Here is a 14444-nt window from a genome sequence, read left to right on the forward strand (position 1 = left end):
GGGAGTCTCTGTCAAGGGGTGTACCGACAGGGCATCCCAGACCTTCCAGACCGCCTCTACGCTGGGATTATGGATAACCGCCGCGAAGTCCGCGAGTTTCTCACCTCGCGCCGGGCCAAGGTCACGCCAGAGCAGGCCGGCATCCCGGGCGGCGCCAACCGGCGGGTGCCCGGCTTGCGCCGCACCGAGGTCGCCATTCTCGCCGGGGTCAGCGTCGAGTATTACGCCAAGCTCGAACGCGGCCAGATCGCCGGCGCGTCCGCGTCCGTCCTGGAGGCGATCGCCCGGGCGCTGCACCTGGACGACACCGAGCGCGCCCACCTGTTCGACCTGGCCCGCGCCGCCGACGGCATCCCCGCCTCCGGCCGCCCGCGCCGCCGCGCCACCCGCCAGAGCGCCTCCCGCCCCAGCCTGCACTGGGCGCTGGAGGCCATCACCGACGGCGTCGCGTTCGTCCGCAACCCCCGCCAGGACCTGCTGGCGGCCAACGCCCTCGGCCGCCGCTTCTACGCGCCCGTCATCGGCGACGGCGGACGCACTCCCAACCTGGCCCGCTTCCAGTTCCTCGACCCGTCCTCCCGCGACTTCTACCCCGACTGGGACCTGTTCGCCGAGATGTGCGTCGCGATCATGCGGGCGGAAGCCGGCCGCGACCCGCACGACCGCGCCCTGCAGGACCTGGTCGGCGAGCTTTCCACTCGCAGCGACACGTTCCGCACGCTCTGGGCCGCACACGACGTCCGCACCCACGGAACGGGCACGAAGCGGTTCAACCACCCCGAGGTGGGCGAACTCGTCCTCGCCTACGAGGAACTCGCCATCACCGCCGAACCCGGACTCGTGCTCATCATCTACACCGCCGAACCCGGCTCCCCCTCCGCCGAACGCCTGCGCCTGCTCGCATCCCTGGCCGCCGAGCAGCCGACGAACGCCGGCGACGACGTCGCCGGCGCCCATCCGGGATCGCGCTGAACCCCCGCCCGCCTGACGATCTCCTCGATGTTCCACCGTGCGCCTGCCCTGACGTTCGGCCGCCCTCCTCCTTGGGCGGTTCATCGAATGGGGCCGGGGTGGCAGGCCGACCAGGGGCGAGCCGGCGGGCGGCCCGCCCCTGGTCGGCGGGTCAGCGTTCGGTGAGGCGGATGAAGGTGACGGAGTTGGCGGGGAAGTCGTAGGTGAAGGCGTTGGAGAAGCCGTTCAGGTGGCGTTCAACCGGTTTGATCTTGGTCGGTTCGGTGAGGGAGTTGGCATCGCCCGGAGCGCCGGCCATCGAGGTCACCGTGGCGGACGGGCGAAGGCGGGGACCCTTCAGGGTGACGGTGCTGCGCACGCCGGTCGCCTGAGCGTTGACGACCTTGAGCGTGACGTTGTCGCCGTCTCGCGAGACGACTTGGTAGAGCGGCTCCACGACGGCATTGTCGGCGAACTCGTTGATCTTCTGGCCGTCGAGCCAGGTGGTGATCCTGCGTCCGTTCACCTGGATCTTGATCTGGTAGTCGCGGCCGGTCTCGATGGTGGTCGGGGAGGAGGCGATCTCCGACCTGCCGCCGCCGATGCCCTTCTCGACGGCGGACCGAGTGTTGTTCCAGCCGCCGAGGTTCCACCAGTAATAGGTGTCGCCCACGCCGAACATGACCAGGAATCCCTCGGCGCCGCCGGTCTTGCGGGCCTTGACCTCCATCGTGTAGTTCGACCAGTCAGGTGAGCCGGCGGTGGATCGGGCGTCGGTGACGTCGGCGGTCTGGACGTAGGCGCCGTCCTGCACGGCCCATGCTCCCTGGCCTGGAGTCCACTTCTCGCCCTCGCCGGAGAAGTCGTCCGAGAACAGTGTCGTGCCGTCGGCGGCGGTGACCTTGACGTCGTCGTAGCGGACCTGGGTGCTCCACGAGCCGAGCCCGATGCCGCCCGTGATGTCGGCCGGGGGCCTGGTCGCGCTCTCGAACGTGCTGGGCTGGATCCGGTCGCCGAGGTTCGTGGAGAACAACTTCTGCACGTAGTAGTTCGCCGATCCGAAGACCTGGTCGTTGTCGTACCAGATGAGGTCGGGGAACCAGTTCACGTAGTCCACGTTGGCCAGCAGCGGCGCGTACGACGCCAGCTCCACCACGTCGGAGTTGCGCTCCAACCCGGTCATGTACGACGCCTCCGCCAGGGCGTTGCCGAACGTGTTGCCCTGCGAGGCGTACTCGCCGGCGAACACCTTCGGCCCGTTGCGGTCGTAGGAGTCGTAGCGGTGGTTGTTGGTCAGGAACCAGCCGGGGCTGCTGTAGTAGTGCTCGTCGACCAGGTCGGCCTTCTGGTCGCGGGCGAATTGCCACATTTTGTCGAACCAGGCGCCCTGTGGGGCTTGCCCCGAGTTGCTGATGATCTTAATGGCGGGGTACTTGGCCCTGACCGCGTCGGCGAACTTGGGATAGTTCGTGAAGAACTCGGAGTAGATCTCCTCGTTCCCGAGGCCGATGTAGTCCAGGCCGAACGGCTTCGGGTGCCCGAGCGCGGCCCGCTTGGCGCCCCACTCGGAGGTGACCGGGCCGTTGGCGAACTCGATCAGGTCGAGCGTGTCCTGGACCCACCGGGCCAGCTTGGCCTCGTCGGTCAGCGGCTGGTTCACGTTGCAGCCGTTGACGCCCACCGACAGCACGGGCAGCGGCTCGGCGCCGATGTCCTCGGCGAACTGGAAGTACTCGTAGTAGCCGATGCCGTACGACTGGTTGTAGCCCCAGAAGTTGAAGTTCGTCGGCCGCTCCTCGACCGGGCCGATCGTCTCCTTCCACTGGTAGATGCGCCGCCGGTCCTGCTTGTCGGAGTAGGGGTCGTAGGTGCCGACGTTGGTCACGCAGCCGCCGGGGAAGCGCAGGAAGCCCGGTTTCAACTCCGCGATGGCCTTGGCCAGGTCGGCGCGCATGCCGTGCCCCTTGAAGGTGTCATGCGGGAACAGCGAGACCATGTCCAGATCGGTGCGCCCGCTCGGCGCCTGGACGATCAGGCGACCGGCGTCGGTCGTCGCCGCCGCGGTGAACCACGCTTCGTACTTGGCCCAGCCGCCCGCCTTGACCTGCAGGGCCGCCGTGCCGAGGACCGCGGTGCCGTCCTCGACGGTCACCGTCAGCGTCCCCGCCTCGGTGCGCCTGGCCCAGAACGACAGGTCGTAGCGGGCGCCCCTCTTCAAGGCCAGGCCGCGGTTGAACCCGGCGTTGCTCACCCCGGCCGTGCCGTCTCCCGTGACGTCGAGACGCAGGTAGTTGCGGTTGTTGGCGTTCAGCGGCTGGTCGCCGGTGACCGCGAGGGAGGCGCTCGCGCCGCGTTCCGCCTTGCTCCACGCGGTCAGGCCCGTGTAGGAGGCGTGGTCCTGGTCGTTGAACTCGAACGAGCGGTTCTGGACCAGCTCGGCGTACAGGCCCCCGTCGGCGGCGTGGTTGATGTCCTCGTAGAAGACCCCGTACAGGTTGGGACTGACTTCGGTGCCCTTGGCCTTGGTGTCCACGGTGAGCGCGCCGGACGTGTAGCCCTCGATCGTGAATTTCGTGATCGCCGGGCCGGTGACGAGAGCGCCGTCGCTGACGGAGACGTTCTTGCCGCTGGAGGAGAGCTTGACCTTGCCGCCACCGGCGTCCTTGAGCTGGAAGACCGAGGGGTTCGCGCCCAGCCGCACCTTGTCGCCGGCCTCCAGGTATTTCCCGGACGCGACGTCCTTGAGCGCCAGTCCGCCGTCGCGCGGCTCGGCGGTCATGACAAGGCCGGTCATCGGCGCCCTGTCCGAGGCCCGCACCACGCCCGACTTGCTGACGGACAGGTGGGGCGCGTCGACCGCCTTCAGCGTGAACTGCCCCTGCGGGCTCACCGGCCGTCCCTCGGCGGCCTTGACGGCGAAGTAGTCGAAGTCCGCGCGGATGGGCGTCCCGTTCTGGGCGGACAGGCCGTAGAGGCCGACCTGCTTGATGTCCATCTTCGCGGTGGACCTGCTTGCTTCGATCCACACCGAGCCGTCCCAGTAGGAGGCGACGAACTCGTCGCCGGTCCTGGCCAGCCTGAGGATCTCGCCGGTGGATCCCGGACGGGTCTTGAAGCCGCCGGTGTAGCTCGCGCCGACCTCCGTCCCCGTCTCGATCACGGTGCCGCCGGAGAAGCTGACGTGGGCCAGCCCGGTTCGTACGTAGTTGTCCCAGTCCTGCCAGGCGACCAGGCCCGCGTTCTGATAGTCCAGAGCGACGGGCGCGCTGAGCTTGGTGATCACCTCGAAGTCGCCGGCCGGAACGTCGACGAGGAAGACGTTCTTGGCGCTGTTCCCGCCCCCGTACGTGTCACCGGGGGAGGTGTCCAGATGGAGCGCGCCCCCTGACAGCGACCAGCGGGAGTCGTCGGGAGACAGGACGCTCCACTCCTGCCCCAGGCTGTCGCCGTCGAACTGGTCGACGGCTGCTCCTTGAGGGATGGGATCCGCTGAGGCGGACGCGGGCGGTGGTGCCGCGAGGAGGGTGGCGACGAGCGTGACCGATAACGCGATGCGTTTCATGGTGAAGGCTCCTAAGGGATGTTAGCGCTAACAAACCGGATCCGTGAATGGCTGTGTCGTGCGGTAGGAAGGGGAGCTTCCTGGTCGAGGGCCGTGCGGGAACCGGATGCATCCTTCGACGAAGAGCGTGGTCTCCGGGGCGTCGACAACCAGAGGTGCGCGCACCAGCGTCGCGACGCCCACGTGGCGTACCGGCCGAGGTGCCTTCAGCGACGGCTGTACAGCCGCCCGCGACGGGCGAAGGCGATCCAGATCCCGGAAGCGATCACCACCGCGACGGCGATGATTCCGATCGTGAACGGAGTGCCGTCCGCGTCCTCGCGGTCGGCCAAAGCCGCGGCGCCCGTCGCGCGCGGCGCGGGCGAAGTCGCCGCCACGGGGGTGGCGGCCAGGTCCGCCGCCTTCACCTTCGTCGTCGCGCGCGCCTTGGCCGGCTTGGTCGCGGTCACCGTGACCTTCCAGGTGCCGCTCGGCAGCGGCTCGGGGGAGGTGTAGAGGTTCTGGCCCTCGGAGGAGGAGCGGAGCTGGACGGGGCCGAAGGAGCGGCCGCCGGAGGAGGTCGCCGTCAGTGTCGCCTCGACGACGTCGGTGACGGGATGCCCGTCCTCCTTCCAGGTGACCAGCACGTTGACGTTGTGGCCGCCGTCCCCGGTCACCTCCAGTTTGATCGGTCCGCGATGGGCGGATGCCGCGGGTGCGGTGAGCAGGAGGGCGAGCCCGGCCAGCAGGACGGTCACGGCGTATCGCAGTGCGTTGTTCACGGGGTGTGGTTCCCTTCGGGGTCGTCGCCGGACGATGCCGGCGCGAGCACGTGCCGGCGTCCGATGAAGGCGGTCCCGGCCGGCCGGGATGAAGACCGCGTCGTGGAGCGGGAGGGGGTGAGTGCCCTCGCCTGGCGAGGGCACTCACCGTCTGTCGGCGACGTGCCGGAGCGGCGCTTCATGGCGGCGTCCGGAACGCCGGTCTCGCTCGCCGTCAGGCCGGCGTGCCGCCGTGCCGGACGATCAGGGCGTCGGCGTCCCGGAGGAGGACGGCCCGGACCTGCTCGTCCGAGACGCCCTTCTTGCCGATGACGGCGTCCTTGAACTTCCGGATCTCCTTGATGATCTTGTCATCCTTCTTGCCCTTGTCCTCGGCGTCGCGCACGGTGGCGAGGTTCGTCTGCAACCGGTGCGCCTCCCTGTCCGTCAGCTTGCCGTCCTTCTCGAAACGGTCGATCAGGGCGGCGAGGTCCTGCGTCGAGGTCTCGACGGAGAACGTCACGGATTGCTCGGTCTGGTTGCCCGCGTTGCTGACCGCGGTGACCGTGACCGTGTGCGTGCCCAGGGCCAGCCCGTACAGCGGCTGGAGCGTCCCGGACTCGAACGGCTTGCCGTCGAGCGTGCCGCTCACCGACTTCACGCCGGAGGCGGCGTCGACGACCTGCCAGGCGATCTGCAGGTCCTGGCTGTCGCCGTACTTCTCGCCGTTCGCCACGCCCGAGATCACCACGGCGGGCGCCTTGGTGTCGATCTGGAACGCGGCGGCCTTGACGTCCTCGGCGTTCCCGGCCTTGTCGGACGAGCGGTACTTGAGCTCGTGCCTGCCCTCGCCCGAGACGGTGACCGGCTCGGTGTACGGCGTCCAGTCGCCGCCGTCCACCGCATACTCGGTCTTCTCCACCCCGGCCGTGGCGTCGGTGGCGGTGAGCATCACCGGCACGGCGGCGTCGTGCCACCCGCTGTCGTTCGGCGAGGCGAACTCCGCCTTGGTCATCGGCGCGGTCGCGTCCGCCTTGACCGTGAGGGTCTTGGCGTCCTCGACGTTGCCCGCCTTGTCCGCCGAGCGGTAGGCCAGAGTGTGCGACCCGTCACCGGAGACGACGACAGGAGCGGTGTAGGCGGCCCAGTCGCCGCCGTCGAGCTGGTACTCGGTCTTGGCGACCCCGCTGCCGTTCGCCTCGTCGGCGGCCGACAGCGTGACCGAGACAGGCCCGGTGTACCAGCCGCTCTGCGGCGCGGCCGGGTCGGTGGCCGCGGTCGTCGTGGGCGCCGTCTTGTCGTCGGCGCCCCCGCCACTCTTGACCAGATGGAAGTGGTCGAACTTCGCCGTCGCCGACGCGGTCTGGCTGTTGCCGCCGAAGGCGAACACGCCCACCTTCGCCCGGCTCGCCACGGCGCCGTTCTTCACCGTGGCGCCGATCTCGGTCCAGTCCGTGCCGTTCGCGGAGTAGTACCCGTGGAAGGTGTCGCCCTCCTTCTTCAGCCGCAGCCACCACACGCCGGAGCCGTGCTGGTCGACCTGCGGCTGCGGGTCCTGAACGGCTCCGCCGACCTCGCTGCGCAGCTCGATCCTCGTCGCCGTCGCGCTGTCGGCCACGTAGTCGACCTTGACGTAGTCGTCGTCACCGCCGTAGACCACCAGGCCGCCCTGGTGGTAGGCCTGGTTGAACGCCGATCCGTCGAGCTTGGTCTCCAGCGTCCAGTCGCCCTCGGGCGCGTTCTGCAGGACGAAGTTCTTCGGGCCGCTGTTGTCGGACCCGTAGATGTCTCCCTTCGAGGTGTCGATCTCCAGCTTGCCGCCGGTCACCCGCATCCCGGTGGCGTCGGGACGGACGACCGCGTTCCAGCGGCAGGAGTCGAGCGCGCCGCCGTCGAACTCGTCGTCCGGCGCCGCGCCGGTGGCCGTGTCGTCCGGCGTGATCTGGAACCAGTCGAAGGACGCGTCCACCACCGGGTGGCCGCCGGTCCCGGACAGGGCGAGCAGGCCGATCCTCGGGTTGGTGATGCCGGCGAGCTTCTTCGTCTCCGGCATCGCGGTGAAGGTGACGCCGTCCGCCGAGTAGGAGGCGTTCAGGTTGGTGCCGTCGGTGACGAGGCGCACGTACACGGTGTCGGGGAAGGCGTCGCCGAGGTTGGCCGTGTTGCTCGCGTTCACCTCGTTCGGGGCGCCGTTCTCCTCCCGGATGTACTGGAAGATGCGACCGGCGCGGTCGTTGGTGCCCCGGCCCTCCAGCACGATCTTCGCGTAGTTGTCGTCGTCGCCGTACAGGACCAGGCCGGCCTGCTCGTAGGCGTCGAGGGCCTTCAGCGTGACCTTGGCGGTGGCCGTCCACGCTCCCTGGGGCGCCGGCTGCACGACGATGTTCGTCGCGTCGCCGCCGGTGCCGTAGATGTCGGTGCTCGACGTCGGGATCACGAGGTTGCCGCCGGCGACCTTGAGGTCCTGGTTCTCGCGGATGACCGACCACCGTTGACGGTCGAGCTGGTCGCCGGTGAAGCCGTCCGAACGGCCGGTGAGGCAGACGGTGGTCGCCGAGTCCACCTTGATGGGGATCTGGGCGGTGGCGGAGGCGCCCTTGTCGTCGGTCGCGGTCACCACGGCCGTGTAGGAGCCCGGTGCGCTGTAGGTGTAGCTCGCCTCAGCCGTGGCAGGCTGAGGCGCGCCGTCCGCGCCGAAGTTCCACTTGTAGGTGATCGAGCCGCCTTCGGGGTCGGTGGCCGTCGCCTTGAAGTCGACCTTCAGCGGGGCGGTGCCCGTCGTCGGGGTCGCCGTCGCGGTCACGGTCGGACGCTGGTTGTCGGTCGCGCCCTTGCCGACGAAGTCGACCCAGTTGAAGTTGGCCAGGTAGGCGTCGTTGGCCGCGCTCGCCGGCTTGCGCACGACGAAGTAGAGCGGCCCGCTCGCGGACGGCGGACTGGTCAGGTCGAGCGTGACGTCGGTGAACGTCTGCCAGCCGCCGGTGGGCGTCACCTCGGCCGAGCCCACCAGGGTCCCGGTCTCGGGGTTGCCCGCCCGCACCTGTACGGTCCCGCCCGCGCCGCCCGAGGCGATCCGGAACCGGATCCCGGTGACGTTCGACAGGTTCACCGGGTCGAACGACCACCAGTCACCGTCCTGGACGAACCCGATGTTGAGGTTGCCGCCCTGCGGGTCGGTCGTGGTCTCCGTCTGGACGCCGGCGGCGTCGGTGCCCTTGCCGTCGGCCACCCGGCCGGTCTGCGCGAAGTGCTCGGCCTGCTTGCGCTTGGGCTCCAGGATGACCTGGCCGCGGCCGGTCAGCGGCTTGGCGTCGCCGGCGCCCTTGTCGGCGTAGCTGGCCTCGATCACGTAGAAGAGGTTGTCGGTCTCGCCGTGGCCACTCTGCGAGGTCTGCAGGGTGCCTTCACAGCCCTTGAGCTGGTCGAGCGGGTGGCCATGGCTGTCGTGGCCGAGGATCGCCTGGATCTGGACCTTGTCGCAGTCGATCGCGCCGTCCTCGGCGTCGGTGACGGTGACCTTGAACTTCACCTGGTCGCCGAACTCGAAGAAGGAGCCGTTCGGCGGCACGTCGACGGTCACGACGGGACGGGTGTTGCCCGCGGTGATCGTCACGCTCGCCGTGCCGGTCTTGCCGTCGGAGTTCGTGACGGTCAGGACGACGCCGTACTCGCCTGCCTTGTCGTAGGTGAAGGTGGGGTTGGGGTCGGTGGAGTCGGTGTCGCCGTCGCCGTCGAGGTCCCAGGCGTAGGTGATCGCCTTGTCGTCCGGGTCGCGGCTGCCCTCGCTGGAGAACTTCACGGTCAGCGGCAGCGGCCCGTCGGTCTTGTCCGCCGTGACGCGGGCGATCGGCGGGCGGTTGCCCTTGATGTACTCGATGCGGTAAATGCCGGAGTCGGCGTTGTCACCGCCGAAGCCGGAACCCCACTCGATCATGTACAGCGCGCCGTCGGGGCCGAACTTCATGTCCATCGGCTTCTTGAACTTCAGCGAGCCGAGGATGCGGTTCATCTCGACGAGCTTGGTGCCGTTCTCGTCGAGCTGGAACGACCACACGTTGTCGTTGTTCCACTCGCCGAAGACGGCCTTGCCGTCCCAGTAGGCCGGCCACTTCACGTCCGACTGCAGGTTCGGGTCGAAGCGGTAGACCGGGCCGCCCATCGGCGCGCCGCCGCTCAGCTCCGGGAAGTTCTGCGGGTCGGCCCCGTAGTGGTACCAGATCGTCGCCGGGATGACCGGGGGGAGGTTGGTCAGGCCGTCGTTGTTGGGCGAGTCGTTGACCGGCGCGGCGCAGTTGAACGGCGACCCCGACTTCTTGGTGGCGAAGTCGTAGTCGACGTACGGGGTGTTGTTGCCGACGCAGTACGGCCAGCCGTAGTTGCCCGGCTTGGAGACCAGGTTCCACTCGACCGTGTTCTCCGGGCCCCGCGTGGCGCTCGCCGTGTTGGCGTCGGGGCCGTACTCGCCGAGCATGATGCCGCCCGTCTTCGGGTCGAGCCCCATGCGGAACGGGTTGCGGAAGCCCATGCCGTAGATCTCCGGCTTGGTCTTCGCGGTACCCGGCTGGAACAGGTTGCCGGACGGAACGGTGTAGGTGCCGTCAGCCTCGGGGTGGATGCGCAGCAGCTTGCCGCTCAGGCTGTTGGTGTTGGCCGAGGTGCGCTGGGAGTCCCAGTTGGTGCGGCCGGACTGCTCGTCGAGCGGCGCGTAGCCGTCGGAGGCGAACGGGTTGGTGTTGTCGCCGGTGGCCAGCCACAGGTTGCCGGTCTTGGGGTCCATCACCATGCCGCCGCCGTGGTGGCAGCACTCGGCCCGCTGCACCGGGACGTCGAGGAGCTTCTTCTCGCTCGTCAGGTCCAGGCTGTCACCGTTGACGGTGAACCTGCTCAGCCGGTCGACGTTCTCGCCGCTGGGGGAGTAGTAGAGGTACGCCCAGTGGTTGGTGTCGAAGCCGGGGTCGAGCGCCAGGCCGAGCAGGCCGCTCTCGTTGGCGGTGAAGACGTTCAGCTTCCCGGCGGTGACCGTGCCGCCCGTGGGCTTGATGATCTTCACTTCGCCGAGCCGGTCGATGTAGAAGGCCCGGCCGTCCTTGGCGACGTCCACCATCATCGGGTTGGAGGTGCTGTCGTCGAGCGTGACCTTCTCGAAGCTGGAGCTCTGCGAGGCCGAGCAGTCGGCCTTGATCGCGCCGGCGGCGGTCTGGATGCCGCCGAGAAGCAGCTTCAGGAAGTTCGGCTCGGTGTAGTTCTCCTTGAGGTGGCCGAGCCCCGTGTACCACGAACGGCCGCCGTCGAAGTCCTGGCACCACGTGTTCGGGTGGTCGGCGCCCATCGTGCCGCCGGTGTAGGACTTCTCCTCCAGCGAGGTCAGCACATGGACCGTGTTGCGCGGGTTGGCCTGGTAGTCGTACCACTCGTCGGTACGGGTCCAGGTGGTCGGCAGGTCCTTGGTCGACGGGTGGGCCGGGTCCTCGACCTTGACCGTGGCCTGCTGGATCGCCGGGTGCTGCTTGAAGTACGCCCCGACGAGCTTGCCGTACCAGGCCCAGTTGTACCCGCTGTCGGCGGCGGCGTGGACGCCCACGAACCCGCCGCCCTTCTGGATGTAGCGCTGGAAGGCGTCCTTCTGCTCCTGCGTGCCCAGCGGGTCGCCGGTCGTGGACATGAAGACCACGGCCTGGTACTGCGCCAGGTTCTCATCGGTGAACTGGGCGCCGTCCTCGGTCGTGTCGACCGCGAAGTTGTTGTCCTGGCCGAGCTTCTGCACCGCGGCGATGCCCTCGGGGATCGCGTCGTGCCGGAAGCCGGTCGTCTTCGAGAAGACCAGCACCTTGAAGTCAGGCGCCGCGGCGGCTTCCGTGGCGGCCGACGACGCGGTGACCGTGGCGCTCGCCGGTGCGGCTGAGAAGGTGATGAAGGGAGCGACGAGAGCAAGAGCCGTCGCCGCCGCGATGCGACGTCGCGGACGACGTCGGTCCTGTGGCGGGGCCGCGTGGAGCAGCCTGGCCCACGTTCGATGACGTGGTGACATGGAAACCCTTCCTGACCGGGGGGACGTCAGGCAAGGCGCGCGCCGCCGCGCTTGTTGCCACTTGGTTTTCGAGCGGGTGTTGCGGGGTGCTGGAGGGTGCCGTCTCCAGGTCTGTGGGGTGCTGTCAGTGGACTGCCGGCCGCGGTGGCGAGTCCATGATCGTGGTCGGGTCGTCGATGATCTGGGTGACCACCATGCTCGCGGCGCCCCGGGAGGCGGCGCCGAAGCCGAGCGTGGAGGCGACGAATCGGCACTGGGCGGCGGGAGCGGCCACCACGAGCCGTTGCAGCTGATGTTGCGCGTGCGGCAGCAGCCACTCGGCCAGGGAGGCGAAGTAGCCGCCGATGACGATCACCCGCGGGTTGAACAGGTTGGCCAGGATCGAGCCACCGAGCCCGAGCCATTCGCCGACCTGCGCCACCGCCTTCGTCATCCGTACATCGCCCGAGGCCAGGCCGCGCGCGATGTCGGCCACTCGTTCGCCGGGGTCGGGCATCGGCATGCCGGGCAGCCCGTAGGCGTGCTCCGGCATCGCCGCGCGGACGAGCGCGGCCAGGCCGACCTTGGTCTCCCAGCAGCCGATGCGGCCGCAGCCGCACTGGTCGCCGTTGGGGTCGAGCCGCAGATGACCGACCTCGCCGGAGAACCCGTCCGCGCCGCGCAGGAGCCGGCCCCCGGAGATGATGCCGCCGCCGACCCCGACCTCGCCGGTGAGATAGACCAGGTCGGACGTGCCTGCGGCGACACCCGAGATGTACTCGCCCAGCGCGGCGAGGTTGGCGTCGTTGTCCACCAGCACCGGTACGCTCAGCGGGCCGAGCACGGAGGTCAGCCGCTCGGCCAGCGGCAAATCATGCCAGTAGAGGTTCGGCGCGAACGTCACGACGCCGCGTGCCACGTCGACGAGCCCGGGGACGGCCACCGCTATGCCGGCGGGCGTCGCTCCGGCCCGGCACATCGCCTCCACGGCCTCCTTGGCCACGAGCCCGAGGCGGCGCACCGCACGATCCGGCGTGCTGCCCATCGCGTCGAAGACGACCCGGCGCTCGACCAGGACCCGGCCGCTGAGGTCGGTGCCGTGGACGGCGATGTAGTCGACGTTGATCTCCATGCCCAGGGCGCCGACGTGTGCGCCGTGCAGCGCCACCGCCCGTCGGGGACGCCCGATCGCGCCCACGTGCTCGACGCCGACCTCCCGTACGAGCCGCCGTTCGAGGAGCTCGGCCATGAGGTTGGAGACGGTGGCGCGGTGCAGCCCGGTCGCCTCGGCGATGTCGGCACGGGACAGGGAGGTGTGGTCGCGCAGCTCACGCAGCACCGAGGAGAGGTTCGCCCTGCGCAGCGTGGCGGAGCCGGCCGAGGAAGCGCCCACGTTGGAGGTGCGGGTGAGGTGCCCGTTGGTCACTCGTGTCACCCGCCCTTTGTTTGTATCGGCGATCAATTAATGAGGGTTGTAACACGGAGGTGTCCGGCCACGCACCCCTGCACCGCGTAACGAGTTGGCATCGGTCGTCTTCGCGCAGTTCAGCAGGTCTTCGCCATGTCGTTACCGGACTGTTATGCGAGGTGCAACCGCTTTCCCTCTTGTGCTCTTCATCCGTTGCCCCTTTTAATTCGGCCAGCCATACGTACTAATTGAGTCCTAAGGAGACGCGTGCACCACGGCAGGGCTGACGCCCCAGCGACCGACTCGACGAGTCGGGGCCTGCCCGCGGGAGTTCCCGCGGACCAGACCACCGTGCGACGTTCCAACCTCGCTCTGGTGCTGCGTCACATCAGCGGGCACGGCCCGTGCTCCCGGTCCGCCGTCGCTGTCGAGACCGGGTTGAACAAGACCACCGTCACCAGCTTGGTGAGCGAGCTGCAGGCACGCGGGCTGGTCAAAGAGACTGGCCCGCAGCACGCGGGTTCCGTCGGCCGACCGAGTGTCGCGCTCGTCCTGGACGGCTCGCGGGTCGGCGCCCTGGGCGTGGAAGTCAACGTCGACTACATCGCGGCGATCGCCACCGACCTGGCAGGCAGGGTCCTCATCGACCGGCGGATCAGCTTCGACGCGATGGGATCCGGCCCGGAACGCTCGCTGGACGAGCTGGCCCGCGTGATCGAGAAGACCCTGGCCGACCTCGAACCGCTCGGAGTCACGCCGGCCGGGATCACCGTGGCCGTCCCCGGCCTGGTCGACACAACCGACGGCACCGTCGTCGTCGCCCCGAACCTCGGCTGGCGCGGCGTGAAGGTGGCGGAGCGACTGTCCCACGCCGACATTCCGGGTGACATCCCCATCGGGGTCGACAACGACGCCAACCTCGCGGCCCTGGCCGAGTACACCTTCGGCGTCGCGGCGGGCACCTCCGACCTGGTCTACCTGACCGGCGAGGTCGGCGTCGGCGGCGGCGTCATCTCCGGAGGCCGGTTGCTGGGTGGAGCGGACGGATTCGCCGGGGAGGTCGGGCACGTCGTGGTCGACCCGTCCGGCGAGGCGTGCCGCTGCGGCCTCACCGGCTGCTGGGAGACCAAGGTCGGGCTGGCCGCGCTCGTGCGCATGGCCACCCCCGACCGCGCGTACGGCATGCGCTCCCAGATCGTCCGCGACCCGGAGGAGCGGCTGGCCGAGATCGAGCAGCGGCGCGCCGAAGGAGACCCGAGGGTCGACGCGGCCGTCGCCGAGGTGGGCACGTGGCTCGGCATCGGGGCGGCCATGTTGGTCAACCTCTTCAACCCACGGACGATCGTGCTGGGCGGCTACTTCGCCAGGCTCGCCGACCTGCTCATCCCCGCGGCCGAGCGAGAGCTGGCCCGCCTCGGGATGAGCGGCGCCGCCGGCCGCTGCCGGTTCGTCGCCTCCGACCTCGGCTTCGGCGCCGCCTCGCGAGGAGCGGCCGGCGTCGTCGTCGAACGAGCACTGTCCGACCCCGCGAACATCGAGATCCGACATCCCCAGCCATCGGCATGACCGAACACCTCCGATCCCCCCACTAGACCTCCCGTCCGCCCGATCGCTCCGCCCGCCTCGGCACGCCCCGCCCACATAGGTGCCGCGGCCATGGCGCATGCCGTCAGGCGGACGGGAACCCGCCACCTCTCCCCCCAGAACGTCCCGCCCCGTCTGACCGGCAGTCCGGTGCCGTATCGGCATCGTTCACGCCGACCTCGATGCCGTCGG

General features: G+C 69.4%; 6 protein-coding genes. 2 read left to right on the forward strand and 4 right to left on the reverse strand.

Features of this window, described 5'->3' with window-relative positions:
• Window positions 1–69 precede the first annotated feature (69 nt).
• The gene (locus ACIBQ6_RS19575; RefSeq protein WP_397213390.1) at window positions 70–972 is read left to right on the forward strand and encodes a helix-turn-helix transcriptional regulator; all 903 of its coding nucleotides are present in this window, start codon (window positions 70–72) and stop codon (window positions 970–972) included.
• Window positions 973–1123: 151 nt separating this feature from the next.
• Here ACIBQ6_RS19575 and ACIBQ6_RS19580 read toward each other — a convergent pair whose 3' ends face one another.
• From ACIBQ6_RS19580 to ACIBQ6_RS19595, 4 genes are all read right to left on the reverse strand, one after another.
• Window positions 1124–4513 (reverse strand): alpha-L-arabinofuranosidase C-terminal domain-containing protein, encoded by a 3390-nt coding sequence (locus tag ACIBQ6_RS19580; protein ID WP_397213392.1) that lies wholly within the window; start codon window positions 4511–4513, stop codon window positions 1124–1126.
• Window positions 4514–4719: 206 nt separating this feature from the next.
• Window positions 4720–5274, reverse strand: coding sequence for a hypothetical protein (locus tag ACIBQ6_RS19585; protein WP_397213394.1), 555 nt, complete (start codon window positions 5272–5274; stop codon window positions 4720–4722).
• Between the two features lie 214 nt (window positions 5275–5488).
• Window positions 5489–11080: a ThuA domain-containing protein gene (locus ACIBQ6_RS19590; protein ID WP_397213395.1), complete on the reverse strand. Its 5592-nt coding sequence runs from the start codon at window positions 11078–11080 to the stop codon at window positions 5489–5491.
• A gap of 325 nt (window positions 11081–11405) precedes the next feature.
• Complete coding sequence (locus ACIBQ6_RS19595) at window positions 11406–12686, reverse strand: ROK family transcriptional regulator (protein ID WP_364419985.1); 1281 nt, start codon at window positions 12684–12686, stop codon at window positions 11406–11408.
• A 333-nt stretch (window positions 12687–13019) separates the two neighbouring features.
• Here ACIBQ6_RS19595 and ACIBQ6_RS19600 point away from each other — a divergent pair, with 333 nt between their 5' ends.
• Window positions 13020–14234 carry an ROK family transcriptional regulator gene (locus ACIBQ6_RS19600; RefSeq protein ID WP_352327219.1) on the forward strand — a complete coding sequence of 405 codons (1215 nt, stop codon included), beginning with the start codon at window positions 13020–13022 and terminating at the stop codon, window positions 14232–14234.
• Window positions 14235–14444 lie beyond the last annotated feature (210 nt).

This window comes from Nonomuraea sp. NPDC049655 (assembly GCF_044465465.1).
GTDB lineage: Bacteria > Actinomycetota > Actinomycetes > Streptosporangiales > Streptosporangiaceae > Nonomuraea.

Excerpts from the sequence above, each read along its gene's own strand:
- ACIBQ6_RS19575 (WP_397213390.1), top strand. The coding sequence starts at position 70 with ATGGATAACCGCCGCGAAGTCCGCGAGTTTCTCACCTCGCGCCGGGCC.
- ACIBQ6_RS19580 (WP_397213392.1), bottom strand. The coding sequence starts at position 4,513 with ATGAAACGCATCGCGTTATCGGTCACGCTCGTCGCCACCCTCCTCGCG.